The sequence below is a fragment of the Megasphaera stantonii genome, from assembly GCF_003367905.1.
GTDB classification, from domain to species: Bacteria; Bacillota; Negativicutes; order Veillonellales; family Megasphaeraceae; genus Megasphaera; species Megasphaera stantonii.
Map to the genome: position 1 here is coordinate 265,699 of NZ_CP029462.1, position 16,948 is coordinate 282,646.

A 16,948-nucleotide genomic window follows, 5' to 3' on the forward strand; every position below is an offset into this window, starting at 1 on the left:
ATAGCAAATTACTACATCAGGAGGTGATATCTTGTTTGGATTTGCAAAAAAGGCAGCCGCCGCTAAGAAAGCTCTCGAAAAGCACGAAGCAGCGTATACCAATAAAAATGGGGTCTTTACCCAGCGGTCGCAGCTTGAGAGCCTGATACCCTGGGTTGCCATCGATCCGGACGGGAAAGACGACATCAATCTCGTTTATAACCATGATTATGCATTGTTCACGGTCTTTAAGTTCCGCGGCCCCGATATGGACAGTGCTACCAAGACGGAACTCATGCAGTTTAACTACCAGTTAAACAATGTCATGAAATCCCTGCCGACCGGATACGTGCTGTATTTCGACGCCCACCGGCATTTTGCGACAGACTATGACTCGTCGGATATGCCGACGCCCCTCACGCAGCTGATGGACGACGAACGGCGCGATTACTACGCCAGCAAAGTCCATTTTGATACAGACTACTATTTCGTCGTTTATCAGGCGCCGCCAAACTTCATGGCCCGGAAGTTTTTAGATTTCTTTGTTGAAAAGAGGAAAAATACCGCAAAGTTTCAAGCGAATGGGCGTCTGTATTTCGAGTACATCGACAAGTTCCGAGACCGGGCCATGCAGATCAGCAATATGCTGGCTCTCATTTTTAACCGCAACATGGAACAACTCAACTGCCAGGAAACCTTGACCTACCTGCATTCACTTGTCTCTGACCGGCGGTTTGCGGTAAAGCCGAATCCCATGCGGTTTATTAAAAACTACATTACAGACGCCGGATTTATCGGCGGCCGCAATCCCCAGCTCGGCAGCAAGCATATGAAAATCATCACGATTTTAAATTTCCCGCCAGTCACGACACCCGGCGTCTTTGACGCACTGAACGCCCTCAATATAGAGTACCGCTGGGTCAGCCGGTTCATCTGCTTGTCCCGCACGGACGGCATGGAAGAACTGTCCCATTACGTCAAACTGTGGGGACAGCAGGTGAAAGGCTTTTTTACCTATATCAGGGAAGCCATCACCCAGACAGAGCTGCAGGGCGCTATCGACGAGTCAGCTGTAGACAATAAAGAGGACGCCATGGCAGCCCAGCGCGAACTCGGCGCAGACTTCGTGAGCTATGGCTATTACACCATGACGCTCATCGTCATGGACACGGATAAACAGGCCTGCGCAGACAAAGCCAATCGCCTGTTGGAAACGTTGAACAGCCTGGGGTACACAGGATTTATCGAAACGGAAAACTCCGTCGAAGCCTGGCGCGGGACCCTGCCCGGCTGCTACAAGTGCAACATCCGGCGGCCTATCGTCAGCAGCTTAAATTTTTGTCATATGGCCCCGACCACAGCCGTGTGGTCTGGAGACAAAAATAACGAACACCTAAAGGGGCCTGTCCTGCTCTACACCGATTCCAGCGGCTACACGCCGTTCCGGCTCAGCCTCCACGACGGAGACGTAGGGCACACGCTTATCGTCGGGCCATCCGGTTCCGGCAAATCCGTATTATTAAATACTCTCGAAGCACATTTCCAGAAATATGCCAACTCCAACGTATTTATCTTTGACAAGGCTGCATCGAGCCGCGCCCTCACCTATGCCGTTGGCGGTCACTTTTATAATTTGGCCGCAGAAGGTATGCAGGACTTATCCTTTCAGCCGCTCGCGCATATTGACGATGAAAAGGAAATGAAATGGGCCAAAGAATGGATTATGGCCTATCTCGTCCAGAAAAACGTCACGGTAACGCCTCAGGAAGAGATTTACGTTTGGAACGCCCTAAAAAGCCTTCACGTCATGCCCCAGGAACAGCGAACACTGACAGTATTCACGGAATTTGTGCAATCCCACGAAATCCGGCAAGCGCTGCAGGCACTCACCGCAAAAGGAAGCTACGGAAAGCTCTTTGACAACAACAAAGAATTTTCCGGTACTGGCAGCTGGCAGGTATATGAAATGGAAACCCTCATGCAAACTCCGGGCATTGTGGCGCCGACGCTCGACTACTTGTTTCACCGAATCGAAACCCGTATCAGTAAGGCTTCCGGCCCAAGCCTGATCGTCCTAGACGAATGCTGGCTGTTTTTAGACAACCCGATCTTCCAGGCCAAACTCAAAGAATATTTTAAGGACATGAGAAAAAAATATACGTCCATATGGATTGCAACGCAGCAGCTGTCCGATATTGCCAGTAAACCGGCTCTCATGGATACGGTTAATGACCAGTGCAAACACAAGATATTTTTACCCAATGGCAACGCGACGAGCGATGCCAATAAGGACTTATATCGTATTTTCGGCTGCAATACCCGCCAAACGGAAATCATCTCCAAGATGACGCCTAAGCAGGATTACTACTATAGCGACCGGGATAAGGGCAACCGTCTGTTCCGCCTGGCCTTGCAGCCCTCTGAACTCCCTTTTGTAACAGCTACGAGCAAAACCGACCAAATCAAAATGGATCAGATTATTATGGCCGGCAAGCAAGATGACTTTGTCTATGAGTGGCTGAGTTATAAAAACGCCGATGAGGAATGGGAAAAATACCAAGCATACCAAAAACGATACACATCCCCTTCCCCATCCCACTAAGGAAGGTGATATGCACAGATTTATTTTCTTCTTAATGTTTATCCAATCTCAAAGAAAGGATGATATCGTTTATGAATAAGATTTATAAGGTTATTTACTCAAAAGCAAGAAATTGTTATGTAGTCGTGTCTGAGTTTGCTAAAACGCAGGGAAAATCAAAGCATTATTCATTTCGAAGCAAAAAACAATTAAGCGGTTTAATTCTTGCCAGCTTATTCGCAAATATTTTTACAGTTATGCCTATTCAAGCAGCTGTATATAATCCAGAAAATTCAGGTTCCATTCCTCAATATCATTGGGATCGATTTCAAAGTTCGTTAAATCGTGCTGATATAATTAATAATCTTCCTGATTTATCTAGAGAATTTTATATAACATTATCTACCTCCGAAGATGATCACTCTTATTTGTACTATACACCGACAGATAAAGTAGTAAATGGAACAACACTAAAAGGTGGAGCCTTATATTTGTATCGTTATGATTATACCTATACAAGCGGTGGGGATAGCGGTGGTACATCATCAACACAGTACACCCTTGAAAAAATCTCAGATAGTGCTCAAAGTTTCTTTAACGGTGGTGGATCATCTGGAACGATTGAAGGAGATCAAAGTGTTAGTGGCAACCAGACGGTTGATGGCTCACAGACTGTTACCGGTGGCCAGACTGTCACAGGCGGCCAGGATGTTACGGGCGATCAGACGGTCACAGGTGACTCTACGATTAATGGCGATCAGCATGTCACCGGCTCCACCACGACCGACGGTGACCAGAACGTTGGCGGTAACCAAGATGTTACAGGTGATTCCCACGTTGGCGGCAATCAGACCGTCGACGGCTCGCAAACTGTAACTGGCGGCCAGACGGTAACCGGTGGTCAGGATGTCACGGGCGATCAGACGGTTACGGGCGACTCTACCATCAACGGCGATCAGCATGTCACCGGCTCCACCACGACCGACGGTGACCAGAACGTCGGTGGCAGCCAGGATGTAACAGGTGACAGCCATGTCGGCGGCAATCAGACTGTCGATGGCTCGCAGACTGTAACTGGCGGTCAGACCGTTACCGGTGGTCAAGATGTCACGGGCGATCAGACGGTTACGGGCGACTCTACCATCAACGGCGATCAGCATGTCACCGGCTCCACCACGACCGACGGTGACCAGAACGTCGGTGGCAGCCAGGATGTAACAGGTGACAGCCATGTCGGCGGCAATCAGACTGTCGATGGCTCGCAGACTGTAACTGGCGGTCAGACCGTTACCGGTGGTCAAGATGTCACGGGCGATCAGACGGTTACGGGCGACTCTACCATCAACGGCGATCAGCATGTCACCGGCTCCACCACGACCGACGGTGATCAAAATGTTGGCGGCAGCCAGGACGTTACAGGTGACAGCCATGTCGGCGGCGATCAGACCGTTGACGGTAATCAAGATATTGGTGGCAATTTGACTGTAGAAGGAAATAGCACTACTAATGGCAACTCCACTATCCATGGAAATGAAACGATTGACGGGAATTTAACAACGAATGGGAATTCTACCACGCATGGAAATTCTACTGTCGATGGTAACGAAAATATCATGGGAGATAGTCATATTTGGGGTTCCCAAACCATTGATAAAGACCAGACGGTCGGTGGAGATCAAGATGTCGAAGGTGATTCGTCTATTCAAGGAAATCAAGAAGTCGGCGGCAACCAGGATGTCGTCGGAGACTCCCATATCCAAGGCAACCAGACTGTTGATAAGAACCAGACGGTCGGCGGTAATCAGGATGTTGTCGGTGATTCCCACATCCAGGGCAGCCAGACGGTCGATCAGAATCAGACCATCGGCGGTAATCAGGATGTCATCGGAGATTCTCACATCCAGGGCAGCCAGACCGTAGACCAGAATCAGACGGTTGGCGGTAACCAGGATGTCGTCGGTGACTCCCATATCCAGGGCAGCCAGACCGTAGACCAGAATCAGACCATCGGCGGTAATCAGGATGTTGTCGGTGATTCCCACATCCAGGGCAGCCAGACGGTCGATCAGAATCAGACCATCGGCGGTAATCAGGATGTCGTTGGTGATTCCCACATCCAAGGGAACCAGACCGTAGACCAGAATCAGACGGTTGGCGGTAACCAGGATGTCGTTGGTGATTCCCACATCCAAGGGAACCAGACCGTAGACCAGAATCAGACGGTTGGCGGTAACCAGGATGTCGTCGGAGACTCCCATATCCAGGGCAGCCAGACCGTAGACCAGAATCAGACCATCGGCGGTAATCAGGATGTTGTCGGTGATTCCCACATCCAGGGCAGCCAGACGGTCGATCAGAATCAGACCATCGGCGGTAATCAGGATGTCATCGGAGATTCTCACATCCAAGGCAACCAGACCGTAGACCAGAATCAGACCATCGGCGGTAATCAGGATGTCGTCGGAGACTCCCACATCCAAGGGAACCAGACCGTAGACCAGAATCAGACGGTTGGCGGTAACCAGGATGTCGTCGGTGACTCCCATATCCAGGGCAGCCAGACCGTAGACCAGAATCAGACCATCGGCGGTAATCAGGATGTTGTCGGTGACTCCCACATCCAAGGCAGTCAGACGGTCGATCAGAACCAGACCATCGGCGGCAATCAGGACATTATTGGTGATTCCCACATCCAAGGCAACCAGACGGTCGATCAGAACCAGACCATCGGCGGCAATCAGGATGTCGTCGGAGATTCCCACATCCAAGGGAACCAGACCGTAGACCAGAATCAGACGGTTGGCGGTAACCAGGATGTCGTCGGTGACTCCCATATCCAGGGCAGCCAGACCGTAGACCAGAATCAGACCATCGGCGGTAATCAGGATGTTGTCGGTGATTCCCACATCCAGGGCAGCCAGACGGTCGATCAGAATCAGACGATTGGTGGTAATCAGGATGTCGTCGGAGATTCCCACATTCAGGGCAACCAGACGGTCGATCAGAACCAGACCATCGGCGGCAATCAGGATGTTGTCGGTGACTCCCACATCCAAGGCAGTCAGACGGTCGATCAGAACCAGACCATCGGCGGCAATCAGGATGTCGTCGGAGATTCCCACATCCAAGGCAGCCAGACAGTCGATAAAGATCTTTCGGTAGGCGGCAACAGCCACATTAACGGAAATCAGGAAATTGATGGATGGCAGACGGTTCATGGTAATCAGGTAGTCAATGGGGATCAGGCCGTTGATGGACACTTGACAGTCAATGGCGGCGCGACTATCAGCGGCGACACCGTAATGAACGGCAACCAAGTTGTCAATGGAGACAGCACCATTACTGGCAATAGTTACGTAACCGGCAATCAGTCTGTCACGGGTAACAGCCATATCAGCGGCAGCCAGACCGTGGACGGGCAGCTGACCGTAAACGGCGGTGAAGTTATTAATGGAGATTCCACAATCAACGGAAATCAGACCGTCACCGGCGATTTCCAAGCATCCGGAAACGCTACAATCGGCGGTAATCTGGTAACCAGCGGTAACGCGGACATTTACGGCGACCAAACGGTATCCGGCAATTCTACTATTGGCGGAAATCAAACGGTAAACGGCCACTTCACTGCGAATAACGGAGAAAAGATTTATGGCAGTTCGGAAATCATCGGCGATTCCCATATCGCTGGAAGCCAGACCATCGACGGCAACCAAACTGTCGCAGGCAACAGCCATGTTCAGGGCAGCCAGGTCATTGATAAAAACCTTACCGTCAACGGCGATGGATATGTCAAAGGCAACCAGACAGTCGACGGCGATCAGCTGGTTCAAGGCAACGCTGCCGTTCAGGGCAGCATAGCCGTTGGCAAAGACCTTATTGTTAAAGGCAATGCCGAAGTTGATGGAAATCAGCTTGTCAAAGGCGATTCCGCTATCCAGGGCAGCCAAGCTATCGGCAAAGACCTCATTGTTCATGGTACGTCATACGTCCATGACACAAACGTTGACGGCAAGCTTAATGTATCCGGCTCCACCTCTCTTGGCGGAACCTTGGAAGTTACCGGCCCTGTACTTATGCACAGTGATGTTGCAGTCGGCGGGAACCATTATGTCGCAGGAAGCCAGGAAGTCCTCGGAAACGGCATATATCATGGCAGCGTAGCGGTAGGCAAAGACGTTATGGTCGGCGGCAGCGTAGTAGCTAACGGTAACGTAAGCGGTAATAATCTGTACGCTGCAAACGATGTCTTTATCGGCGGACAAAGCCTCAGCAGCCGGTTTGGCTCTCTTGACAGCCGCATTAGCAAAGTCGGCGCAGGTGCAGCCGCATTGGCAGGCCTCCATCCGCTCGATTACGACCCGCTCAATAAGTGGGACTTCGCAGCAGGCTACGGCCATTACAGCGGCGCTGACGCCGTAGCAATCGGCGCTTACTATCGGCCGAACGAAAATACGATGTTTAGTCTGGCCGGTACGGTTGGAAGCGACGAAGACATGCTGAATGCAGGACTTAGCATTAAATTCGGTCCCGGCACGGCAGGAAAATCCCGCGCAGAGCTGACAAAACAAGTTGCAGAAATGCAGGAACAAAACGCCAAACTCGCGCAGGAAGTACAGACGATGAAACAAGCGCTGTATGCACTGGTCGGTATGGTCGACATGACGAAAGTCAAGGAAATGCCGGATGTACCGCAGGATCACTGGGCGAAGGATGCTGTGGATCATCTAGCCGGCAATGGGGTCATTGAAGGATATCCTGATGGAACCTTTAAAGGTGACAAGACCATGACGCGCTATGAAATCGCAGAAATGCTGTACAAAGCCTTGCAAAAAGGCGCTCAGGTAGATCCTCAAATGCTCAAAGAATACGCACCGGAGCTGGAAGCGCTTCAAGGCCAGCACAAATAGTGCCGGTTCATGCTTATGTGTATCAAATCATGCTGAATAGGCACAATTAAATACATTAAATATCTTTGGATATGAAGAAAGGCCGCTGCAAATGCGGCGGCCTCCTCCATATTCATTTAAACTTCTTGTGCCATACAGTCTTCCAAAAAGACTATTGCGATATATTTTTAACGGCTGTGGAGCACAGCGGCTAAAAATGTACCGCAACGGCGGTCTATGTCTAGGAAAGGAGCTTGTACTATGGAAAACTTGTCTAAACGAGCTTTACGCATTGGGATTATTGCTGGCAGCATGTGTATATGCACAGCTGCCTATGCAGCGATCCCGGTTATCGACGACCAAAACATCCTGCAGCAGCTGAAAACTTACGAAGAAACAGTAAAAGTCGTCACCAATACAAAGGAACAAATCAGCCTGCAGCTCAAAGAGCTGGAAAAACTTCCCTCCCATATTCTCAATGGATATAAGCAGACATTGGAAAACGGCCGGGAAAAAATTGCAAGTATCCTAAAAGAAGAAGGCACACTGCTCAGAGCAGACGCTGCCGAACAAGTGGATGTCACGCAGTATATCCAGAGCCATATCCCTGGTATTGTCGGCAACGATCTGCCCCAAACCTTGCAGTCCGCACGTTCCGCCAGGGCCGTAACGCTGGCAACACTCATGAATAACAACGAACAGACACTCAAATCCTTGCAGCAATTAATGAAGGAATTAGATGACGTCAACGATGCCCTAGAACAAGCCATGGAAGACAGCGCCAACGCGACCGGCGCCATGCAGGCCCAGCAGGCAGCGAATCAGATAGCGGCCTTACAGGCCCGTGCCCAACAGATCCGGATCACCATTCAAGGGCTGCAGGGGCAGCAGCAAGCTTTAAAACTGCAAGCGGAAGCCCAGGAAAAGAAAAATCAGCTTGACATGCAGGAAGCCCAGGGAAAAGCGGAAAAAGAAGTTATCGCCGAAATGCAGCGTAACACTGTAGAATACGCACCCGTTTCCAATCCATGGAAAACATATGGCAACCTTAAATTCTTCTAGCGAGGTGGCACAATGGACTTTTCAAATACCACAATATTCAACGATATTCTCGTCTTTTTCGAGCGAGCCAGTGTGACGGGCATGTTAAACCTTCAGCCCCATGCCAAATACTTGGTCGGCGTATTGGCGATTATTGACCTGTGCACGACTTGGACCTTATACGAAGGCGAACTTCGCATGAGCCAAATGGTCAGCAAAATTATGAAGCTTGGCGCATTTTTATTTATCATCATGAACTGGGCCGAAATCAACTACGCGATTATGGCCTCTTTCCAATATGCCGGCCTCACTGCCGCCAATATACCTACCGATTCCGTTATACAGCCTTCCAATATCATTGATAACGGCTTCAAAGTAGTTTCAAATCTCATGGACGGCTTGTCCAGCGTTGGCATGTTTAACTTTGGTAAAGCTCTCATGTACCTGATTACGATCGGCCTTGTTCTTGTCAGTTTTTTCTTCATGGCAGTTCAAATTCTCATTACAAAGATAGAATTTAACGTATTCGCCAGCCTAGCTGTTATTCTACTCCCCTTCGGTGCTGTCAGATACACCAATTTTCTCTGTCAGCGCTGCATATCTGCCGTCTTTGCCTTTGGTGTCAAGCTGATGGTCATGTACTTTATGATCGGCCTCATCCAGTCTATGGCCGGTACTGTAGAAGCCATCCCGGAAGATGCCGTAACCTTTGCGGACATGTTAAAACAGGCCGTCGGCTATGTTGTTCTCGGGTTCCTGACATGGAAAATCCCCAATCTTGCTGCCATGATGATCCAGGGCACGCCGGCCCTGGACGTTTCGCCAGCTGCCTTAAAGCAGTACAGCCAGCAAGCCGCCGGCATGCCCCGCAGCGCTGCCAGCAAAGCATTCAGCGCTTACGGCAACCATCGGGCTACCTTAAACACGGCCCGGATACGGGCAGGCGTCATCCCTGGTACAGTCGGCGGTACGCAAATCGAGCCCAAAGGCCGGTCCGTAGGCATGGAATACATGCGCGAATTGTTCCGGCAAAATATGGCAAACTCTATGGTCGGCAAATCCATCCTCCGCGGCGCCAACAATTCCTTGTATCGCTCTGAAGACTGGGTAAACTGGAAAACGGGCAAATATAAAGAGGATAAGCAGTCGAACCGCAACGATTACAAGGACCAGAACTGAGGTGTTGTATGTGAAACGTATCCTCGGTTTGCTTTTTATATTTACTATATGTTGGTCCGCAGCTTTTGCTTACCCGCCCGTCAGCTCCGGAACCGTTACCGGCCCTTGGATGGAAGACCGCGGTAGCTATAGCCATCATGGCCTCGACGTCGGTATCCCCGAAGGAACGCCCATACGAGCTCCCTTTGACGGTTATGCCGAAGGGGCTCCCGGCAGCGATTATGTGTACTGGGTATTAGTTACCAGTAAAAACGGCGATGCATGGCTGTTCGGGGACTGCGCCTTTGAATCGGAAAACTGCGCCCGCGGCGAAGTTAAGGCCGGCGACATCATCGGCTACGTAGGCGGCGCCTACGACGGCCCATATGGCTATTCCAGCGGCGCGCATATACACTTTGAATATCATCCCTTTGGCTATAATAACGGTATGGTAGATCCAACGCCATATCTGCAAGCATTAGGTGTAAGCCTCGACGGCTACGTTGGCGGCGACGGGGATTTTTCCGGCGGCCTGTACGGAAAAGACGATAAAGGCGTCCCCTGGGGCGTCGAAGGGATGTATGAAATCGGCAACGACTTTAACAAAGTCATCAAAGATTTTTCCACGGCTGCCAATAAAGCGTTTACCTACCTGCAGCAGTCCATCTTCGCCTACCTGGCAGCTCTTTGCATCATTGACTTGGCGCTGCCTATTCTCATCGGCGGTATGGTCATTTCCCGCCAGCAGCTTATTACTAAAATCATGAAATATGCCGGCCTAATGGGTATCCTCTTATGCTGGCAGCAGTTTACGGACAATATCGTCTTGAATTTTATTACATCCGTCGCCGGCACATATAACGGCGGCCTCGATGAAATCTCGGCCAATATGTCGCAGCCCCAGCTTCTCCTGCAGCACGGCATCCGCATGATAGCGCCGGGCCTCAACAAAGCGGCAAGCTTCACGACCTATGAATTTGTCAATAATATTTCTACTGTTCTGACTTTGTACGTCTTTACGTTTTTAGTGATGGGCGCGTTTATCTTTCTCGCCCTGTACGTCACCATGGTCTATATCGAGTTTTACGTCTCAGCCTCTCTCTGCACAGTCACCGTCCCATTTGCAGCCTGGCGCATGACCCAGTTCTTGCCCGAAGGCAGCGTTGGCCATATGATTTCCTGCGGCCTCAAACTACTGTTGCTGTCTATCATGATTGGCTTTTGTGTGACATGCATTAAAGACGCGCAACCCCAGGAAATTTTCCAGGCAACGACAACGCAGGGCGTAACCAGCGGTACCGGCCAGACGATCGGCCCGGCAGATCTCGTCGCCATGGCCGACGAAAAGGCAGATAAGTATGGTATCCCGAAAAATCTGTTTGAGGCCATTATCCAAACGGAAAGCAGCTGGAACCCGCAGGCCGTCAGCCTGGTCGGCGCCCAAGGCTTAGGACAGCTCATGCCGGACACGGCGGCAGAACTCGGCTGCAGCGATCCCTTTGACCCAGAACAAAACTTAGAAGCTTCTGCAAAGTACGTCAAGCAGCTCTATGACATGTTTGGCGATTGGGATCTAGTTCTGGCGGCTTACAACGGCGGTCCCGGAGCCATTTCACCGGGAAGCCCTCTTCCAGACTGGGCTACGGACTATATCAACCACGTAAAATCCAATCTGAATGGTACCTATGTCTCACACAGCCCAATCACGGCAGACCAGCTTACTAAATATATCCGGTTATGCCTGGCTATTTTCGGATTAATCTTTTTGACATGGAAAGTGCCGCGATCTATTATGCAGCACTTGGGAGGACCAATTGAATTACCACGTTCTTAAACACCTTTCTAAAGCTCAAATTTGTGTGGCTGCCGTCTTTGTGGCGACGGCAGCCATGCTAGCGGCCAATACCTTTTTTGGTCCTATCTTTTATACTAACAGGACGGCATCGGCGCCGCGCGGCATCTACCTTGCCGTACCCGGCCAGTTAAGCTACGGCGATTATGCTATCGTCGCGTCGCCGGCATCGATACCGGATATCCATATACAGCAAGGCGATTTGCTGCTAAAAAAAGCGGCTGCCTTTCCAGGCGATACGTATGAAATGACAGCCAGCCGCCTGGCCGTAAATGGCCGCGTCTATCCCGTGTATCACCTGCCGTACCTGCCGACGCAGCCTGCGGGCAGTTATGCCGTTCCGGAAGGCACTATCTTATTTCTCAACGACCCGGTCATTTCACTGGATTCGAGATATTTCGGGCCAATTCCCCAGGCTAATATAAAAAAGAAAGTCGTGTTGCTCGTCAATTACGATGCAATCCATTCATATTTTTAGGAAGTGATGTCATGAAACGCAAACTTGCAGTCCTGCTCAGCGCAACCCTCATCATTACCTTATCAGCCGGCCTGGTATCTGCCGATGCGAGGCGTATCCTCCGTCCAGGCGACCATGTCATCGACGTAAAGAGGCTGGCGGACAGCGTGAAAGAAACAGCCCAACGGGCCCAGGAATATCAGAACCAACTGGATAAGTACAAGGATATGCTGATCCTGTATTCAGGCCTGCCGGAACTCAATCAAAAAGTAAACGAAGCTGTGCAAGCCATGCAGACGCAGCTCTCCGGAGCCAGCTTAGTCCTTAAGCAAAACCTGTCTCTTGACGACAGTATCCTGCGAAAACGCCCCACGGCTAATGAAACCTATCAGCCAACCCATATACGGGAATACCAGCAGAGCCTGCTCAACGAGCAGCAGCTTGCAAACAAAGAAGCCCTAACAGTGTATCAACGCACATTACAGCAGGCCCAGGACCGGGAAGAAGCCATAGCAAACATTGCCGCCGCCGATACAGACGGCATCGTCGGAACTAGGCAAAAAACAGCCGCCATGGCAGCGCTCCAATCCCTGCATGAAACAGACGAAGCCCGTGCCGCCGGCGCCGCACTTATCAACCAGATCGAAGCAGACGAAGCGCAGTACGCAGAAATGAGACGGCAGCAGGAAGAAACCAAGCTGGGGCAATTTTATCTGTATGATCCCTATAACCCGTCAGACTACGACGAGGACCATGCGCCCCAGACAGATAATTTCGGATTCCTGTCTACCCGGGACACGGGAACATAAAAAAAATCGTCCATGCACGGCGCATGGACGATTGCCTATTATTGATCTTTGAACTTAGATACATCCTTCCAGGGATTCGACGGCGGCCCAGCCGGTACAGCCTGTTTCAGCATGTTGGCAATGGATTTCCGTTCCGCGATTCCCTGCTGCCACTGCTTTTCCCGCTGTTCCACAGCCGTCTTGATAGATTCCAGCTGCGGCGCCAAGGACGAATCGCTTTCGGCGTATTCTTCCATTTCCTTCAGCTTGGCGTTAACTTGATCCATAATTTCTTGATTCTTCTGCTCTGCCGCTGAAATAGCCTCATCCTGCTTCTGCAGGTCTTCGGCATTGTACGTAAAGTCCTTATTCGTCCGGACCTTAACGTTTTCTGCTTTTACAGCTACCGCCTGCTTCATGAGCTGCATGACTTCGGCATGGGCTTTATCGAATTTCTCTTTTTCCCCACATCCGCCCAGAATCAGCATACACAATACAAGCAATCCCACTAATACGCTTCTTTTTTTCATTTTCTCCACCTCTCTAACTAAGAAATCAACCTGCGCACGGCCAGCCGGACAGCCTCGGCTGAGGAAATCCCTTCTTTGTCACAATATGACATAAATTTATCATACTGTTCCTTATTTAAATAGGTCACTACCCGATACTTTTGTTTCCGGGACTCTTCTTTCCCCATATGCTCCGTCTTGGCCGTTGACCCATGCACAGGATCGCCATCGGCAAAAAAATCAGTAATCTTCTTTCTCTTCGGCAAGTCTTCAAACATATTATCCCTCCCAATCCGATGTTATTTCATGTACTAATGAGTTGATTTCTTCTGCGCTGCGCTGATATTTCCGTTTTAGTTTAGCGCTCTTGCTTTCTTCCAGGAGTTCACTCACCGATCGGCCTTGTTCATACGCTGTCTTAAATGCAATCCGGCTGCCAATAATCGTCTGACACAGTTTAAAATGGTTAGGTTTGCCATGGATATACGCCTGCATATCCCCTATCCGTTTCGTGCTCCGCGTATCGGCATTATTAATCACAACATGACTGACAAGATGCAGATCCGCGATTTCCTCTGCTTTTTCAAGAATTTCTTCAAACATCTGCAGCCCGTAGATTTCCACAGCCGACGGCGCGCATGGCGTCAATATGTAGTCCGCAAAAAACAGGGCTTTTCGGTTCAGCGGGCTGTCAAAACCGCCCACATCCACAACCAGATGTCCCGGTTTTTGTTTGAACCAGGCAAACAATTCCGGCAAATGCGCTTCCGGTACTGGTTGCTGATAGTCAAACTGGCACTGGCTTTCTGCTATAGAATAACACGATATCGCCGGCAATCCTTCCCGTATCCGCTTGCAGTTAAAAATAATGCTTGAATGCTGCTTATCTAAATCCAGCAGCTCCGCGCCCAGCTCGACCGCAAGATTTGTCGCGAGCGTGGATTTGCCAGTACCGCCTTTTTGATGTGCTACGGTTAGTATCATATTCCATCCCTCACTTATTTATGAGTACTATCAAATGCTTCCAGCCAGCCACGGATGAAGCTCACTTCATCATCTGTCATGGCATCCAATTTGTCTCTTATAAACGCCAGGTCCGCCTGCCGCTTTTTCAATGACTTCAGATTATCTGAAGACTTGCCGCTATAAATCCAGTCGATGGAAAATCCCATATCCGCTAAGGTCTTCATTACTCGGACCGATGGCTGCCGAGTTCCCCGCTCAATGGCAGATAAATAGGATTGACTGATTCCTAATTTCTCGGCAAACGTGATCTGGTCGTCCCCATAACTTAACCGAACCGCTTTAAACCGCTTGCCGATTTCTGTTTCTGTTGATGTCAGCATCAATTCCCGTTTCTTGTCACTATCCATAATTCCACCTGTGTTAAATTCAATGTTGATTTTATACTATTTGTAATATTTTTACCTATATTTTATCACAAAGCATCTATAAAGAAAAGGGGGTTTTATAAAAATGTACACAGTATATATTGCAGAAAAACCAGATATTGCCCGAGCTATCGCAGCCCATATTTGGCCCGACGCCACGTATCAAAAAAACAAGTATGATATTACAAACGGCGACACGGTTATCTGCTGGTGCCACGGCCACATCTTGCGTCCTAAAGAGCCAGAAGAATACGATACAGCTTACAAGTCCTGGTCAGAATACCAAATCTTTCCGCCACAATGGGGGATTGTCCCGATGGCCAACGAAAAGGAACTCCTTACTGCCATCGCATCGTATCTCAAAAAAGCGGACATCGTGATCCACGCCGGCGACCCAGACCGGGAAGGACAGCTCCTAGTCGATGAGGTCCTGAGATATTGTAGCTACAAAGGCCCGGTTAAACGCCTGTTAATCAACGCAAAAGACGACGTCAGCATGCAGCGGGCCTTCGCTTCCATGGAAGACAATAAAAAATATGAGCCACTATATGAATCGGCTCTAGCCCGCCAGCAAGCAGACTGGCTGGTCGGCATGAACCTGACCCGCGCCTATACGACCAATGCACGAAAATATGGTTATGATACGGTCTGGCGAATCGGGCGGGTACAGATCCCAACACTGGCTCTTGTCGTTCGCCGGGAACGGGAAATCAATGCATTCAAGAGCAAAACATATTACGAGCTGCTAGGCACATTTGCAAAAGACAATATCCCATTCAAAGCAAAACTCGTACCAGATGAGGACTTGCCTATAGACGAAGAAAACCGTGTTCTCGACGAACATGTCTTAAAAGCAGTCAAGGAAAAAGTCAGCCAGGCAAATGCAACGGTAGAAACGGTAGAAGAAAAAGAAGGGACAAAGCAGCCGCCACTCCCTCATTCGCTCGACACGCTGCAGGTCCTGGCAAATAAAAAATTGGGTCTGTCACCGGGAGAAACCCTGGCAACAGTCCAAGCCCTTTATGAAAAAAAATACGTTACCTATCCCCGGTCGGACTGCAACTACATCCCATCATCGCAAAAAGATGATGCCCAGCGCATCTTGGTCATGCTGCAGAACTACGGCTTGCCGGCAGCCATCACCGCCAATCCAGCCATTACTTCCAAAGCTTTTAATGACGCTAAAGTCACGGCTCACCATGCTATCATACCGACAGGCGTTGAACCGCAGGATTTGAATGACAAAGAACTTAAAATTTATCAGCTGATCGCCGAATATTACTGCTACCAATTTTATGATCCCTACCGGTTCAAAAAGGTCTCATTTACGATAAAAGCTGCCGACTGCTTGTTTAAGGGTTCCGGCACACTGCCCATTACATTGGGATTTATGCAAATATACGGAGAAAAGGAAAAGCCAGAAGACAATGCTGTCCTGCCAACACTCAAACCAGGTGATGAAGTAACTGCGGACTATGCCATCGCGCAAAAAAAGACAACGCCTCCAAAACGGTTCACGGAAGGCACGCTTCTTGCAGCGATGACCAACATCTGGCGGTTCATCGCATCGGATAACCCAAACCGAGAAAAACTCAAAGAAGTGAAAGGCATCGGCACACCGGCAACCCGCGATCAAATCATTGCCAAGTTAGAAGCTACAAATGGAAAAGGCCATAAATTAGAACCGTACATCACCAAAAAGGGAAAATCTACAGAATTAATCCCGACGCCTATTGGCTGCGCGCTCATCGATACGATCGACCAGAGCCTTACCTATCCGGACACCACAGCAGTCATGGAGTACGAGCTGTCAAATATCGCATCCGGCAAGATATCCCGAGACGCCTATATTACAACAGTCATCGACCTGGTAAACCGAAACGTCACGCACGCTGAAACGGTGGTATACCCGGCGCCGCCAGGCAAAAAAATCTTTGCCTGCCCCATTTGCAAAACCGGGCAGCTCCTTCGCAAATATTCCGCCAAGCATACCATGCACTTCTGGATATGCAGCAATAAAGACTGCATATCGCCGGTCACCAAGCAGACCGTCTTTTACGAAGACCATGACGGCGAGCCAGTCCTGGCCTTCTGCCCTCACGACAATGCCCCTCTGTCCCGCTGGAAAGGGAAGTACGGGCATTTTTGGAAATGCAGGGTCTGCAATAGCACATATAACGATGCTAACGGTAAACCGGATTTCACTAAAAAGAAAAAATCAGCTAAATAACTAAAAAATATATTAAATCATGCCATATCGTGCCTATCTGTCACAAATAAGCACGATATGGCATAAATTAGCATAT

At 49.7% G+C, this 16,948-nt stretch carries 12 protein-coding genes and 1 pseudogene; 9 read left to right on the plus strand and 4 right to left on the minus strand.

All coding sequences use genetic code 11. From position 1 onward, the window contains the following. The first annotated feature begins 31 nt into the window (after window positions 1–31). The 8 genes and pseudogenes from DKB62_RS01245 to DKB62_RS01275 all read left to right on the plus strand — a co-directional run bounded on the left by DKB62_RS01245 (window position 32) and on the right by DKB62_RS01275 (window position 12,763). A complete protein-coding gene (locus tag DKB62_RS01245; RefSeq protein ID WP_107195580.1) occupies window positions 32–2,581 on the plus strand; it encodes a TraG/VirB4 family ATPase in 2,550 nt (849 codons plus the stop codon). Window positions 2,582–2,652: 71 nt separating this feature from the next. After that, a pseudogene (locus DKB62_RS12935) lies at window positions 2,653–2,781 on the plus strand (ESPR domain-containing protein); the annotation flags it as partial. A gap of 270 nt (window positions 2,782–3,051) precedes the next feature. Then, on the plus strand, window positions 3,052–7,467 hold the full coding sequence (locus DKB62_RS01250; RefSeq protein ID WP_240320124.1) for an S-layer homology domain-containing protein: 4,416 nt from the start codon (window positions 3,052–3,054) through the stop codon (window positions 7,465–7,467). Window positions 7,468–7,707: 240 nt separating this feature from the next. Next, window positions 7,708–8,508 carry a hypothetical protein gene (locus DKB62_RS01255; RefSeq protein WP_107195995.1) on the plus strand — a complete coding sequence of 267 codons (801 nt, stop codon included), beginning with the start codon at window positions 7,708–7,710 and terminating at the stop codon, window positions 8,506–8,508. Between the two features lie 12 nt (window positions 8,509–8,520). Next, entirely contained in the window at window positions 8,521–9,666 is a 1,146-nt protein-coding gene (trbL, locus tag DKB62_RS01260; protein WP_107195994.1) for a P-type conjugative transfer protein TrbL, read from the plus strand. A gap of 109 nt (window positions 9,667–9,775) precedes the next feature. After that, a complete protein-coding gene (locus DKB62_RS01265; protein WP_107195993.1) occupies window positions 9,776–11,479 on the plus strand; it encodes a transglycosylase SLT domain-containing protein in 1,704 nt (567 codons plus the stop codon). Window positions 11,480–11,504: 25 nt separating this feature from the next. After that, window positions 11,505–11,975 (plus strand): S26 family signal peptidase, encoded by a 471-nt coding sequence (locus DKB62_RS01270; protein ID WP_162860277.1) that lies wholly within the window; start codon window positions 11,505–11,507, stop codon window positions 11,973–11,975. Window positions 11,976–11,986: 11 nt separating this feature from the next. Further along, entirely contained in the window at window positions 11,987–12,763 is a 777-nt protein-coding gene (locus DKB62_RS01275) for a hypothetical protein (RefSeq protein ID WP_107195991.1), read from the plus strand. A 38-nt stretch (window positions 12,764–12,801) separates the two neighbouring features. Here DKB62_RS01275 and DKB62_RS01280 read toward each other — a convergent pair whose 3' ends face one another. The 4 genes from DKB62_RS01280 to DKB62_RS01295 are packed head-to-tail and all read right to left on the minus strand — an operon-like array spanning window position 12,802 to window position 14,624. After that, window positions 12,802–13,272 (minus strand): hypothetical protein, encoded by a 471-nt coding sequence (locus tag DKB62_RS01280; RefSeq protein ID WP_107195990.1) that lies wholly within the window; start codon window positions 13,270–13,272, stop codon window positions 12,802–12,804. A 17-nt stretch (window positions 13,273–13,289) separates the two neighbouring features. Continuing rightward, window positions 13,290–13,529: a hypothetical protein gene (locus DKB62_RS01285; RefSeq protein WP_107195989.1), complete on the minus strand. Its 240-nt coding sequence runs from the start codon at window positions 13,527–13,529 to the stop codon at window positions 13,290–13,292. 1 nt (window position 13,530) lies between these two features. Then, entirely contained in the window at window positions 13,531–14,235 is a 705-nt protein-coding gene (locus tag DKB62_RS01290) for a division plane positioning ATPase MipZ (RefSeq protein ID WP_107195988.1), read from the minus strand. Window positions 14,236–14,249: 14 nt separating this feature from the next. Continuing rightward, complete coding sequence (locus tag DKB62_RS01295; protein ID WP_107195987.1) at window positions 14,250–14,624, minus strand: helix-turn-helix domain-containing protein; 375 nt, start codon at window positions 14,622–14,624, stop codon at window positions 14,250–14,252. A 103-nt stretch (window positions 14,625–14,727) separates the two neighbouring features. On the opposite strand from DKB62_RS01295, the gene DKB62_RS01300 reads away from it, so the two are divergent. Next, window positions 14,728–16,872 carry a DNA topoisomerase 3 gene (locus DKB62_RS01300; RefSeq protein ID WP_107195986.1) on the plus strand — a complete coding sequence of 715 codons (2,145 nt, stop codon included), beginning with the start codon at window positions 14,728–14,730 and terminating at the stop codon, window positions 16,870–16,872. The last annotated feature ends 76 nt before the right edge of the window (window positions 16,873–16,948 follow it).

Excerpts from the sequence above, each read along its gene's own strand:
- DKB62_RS01255 (WP_107195995.1), top strand. The coding sequence starts at position 7,708 with ATGGAAAACTTGTCTAAACGAGCTTTACGCATTGGGATTATTGCTGGC.
- DKB62_RS01300 (WP_107195986.1), top strand. The coding sequence starts at position 14,728 with ATGTACACAGTATATATTGCAGAAAAACCAGATATTGCCCGAGCTATC.
- trbL (WP_107195994.1), top strand. The coding sequence starts at position 8,521 with ATGGACTTTTCAAATACCACAATATTCAACGATATTCTCGTCTTTTTC.
- DKB62_RS01295 (WP_107195987.1), bottom strand. The coding sequence starts at position 14,624 with ATGGATAGTGACAAGAAACGGGAATTGATGCTGACATCAACAGAAACA.
- DKB62_RS01275 (WP_107195991.1), top strand. The coding sequence starts at position 11,987 with ATGAAACGCAAACTTGCAGTCCTGCTCAGCGCAACCCTCATCATTACC.
- DKB62_RS01285 (WP_107195989.1), bottom strand. The coding sequence starts at position 13,529 with ATGTTTGAAGACTTGCCGAAGAGAAAGAAGATTACTGATTTTTTTGCC.
- DKB62_RS01265 (WP_107195993.1), top strand. The coding sequence starts at position 9,776 with ATGGAAGACCGCGGTAGCTATAGCCATCATGGCCTCGACGTCGGTATC.
- DKB62_RS01290 (WP_107195988.1), bottom strand. The coding sequence starts at position 14,235 with ATGATACTAACCGTAGCACATCAAAAAGGCGGTACTGGCAAATCCACG.
- DKB62_RS01280 (WP_107195990.1), bottom strand. The coding sequence starts at position 13,272 with ATGAAAAAAAGAAGCGTATTAGTGGGATTGCTTGTATTGTGTATGCTG.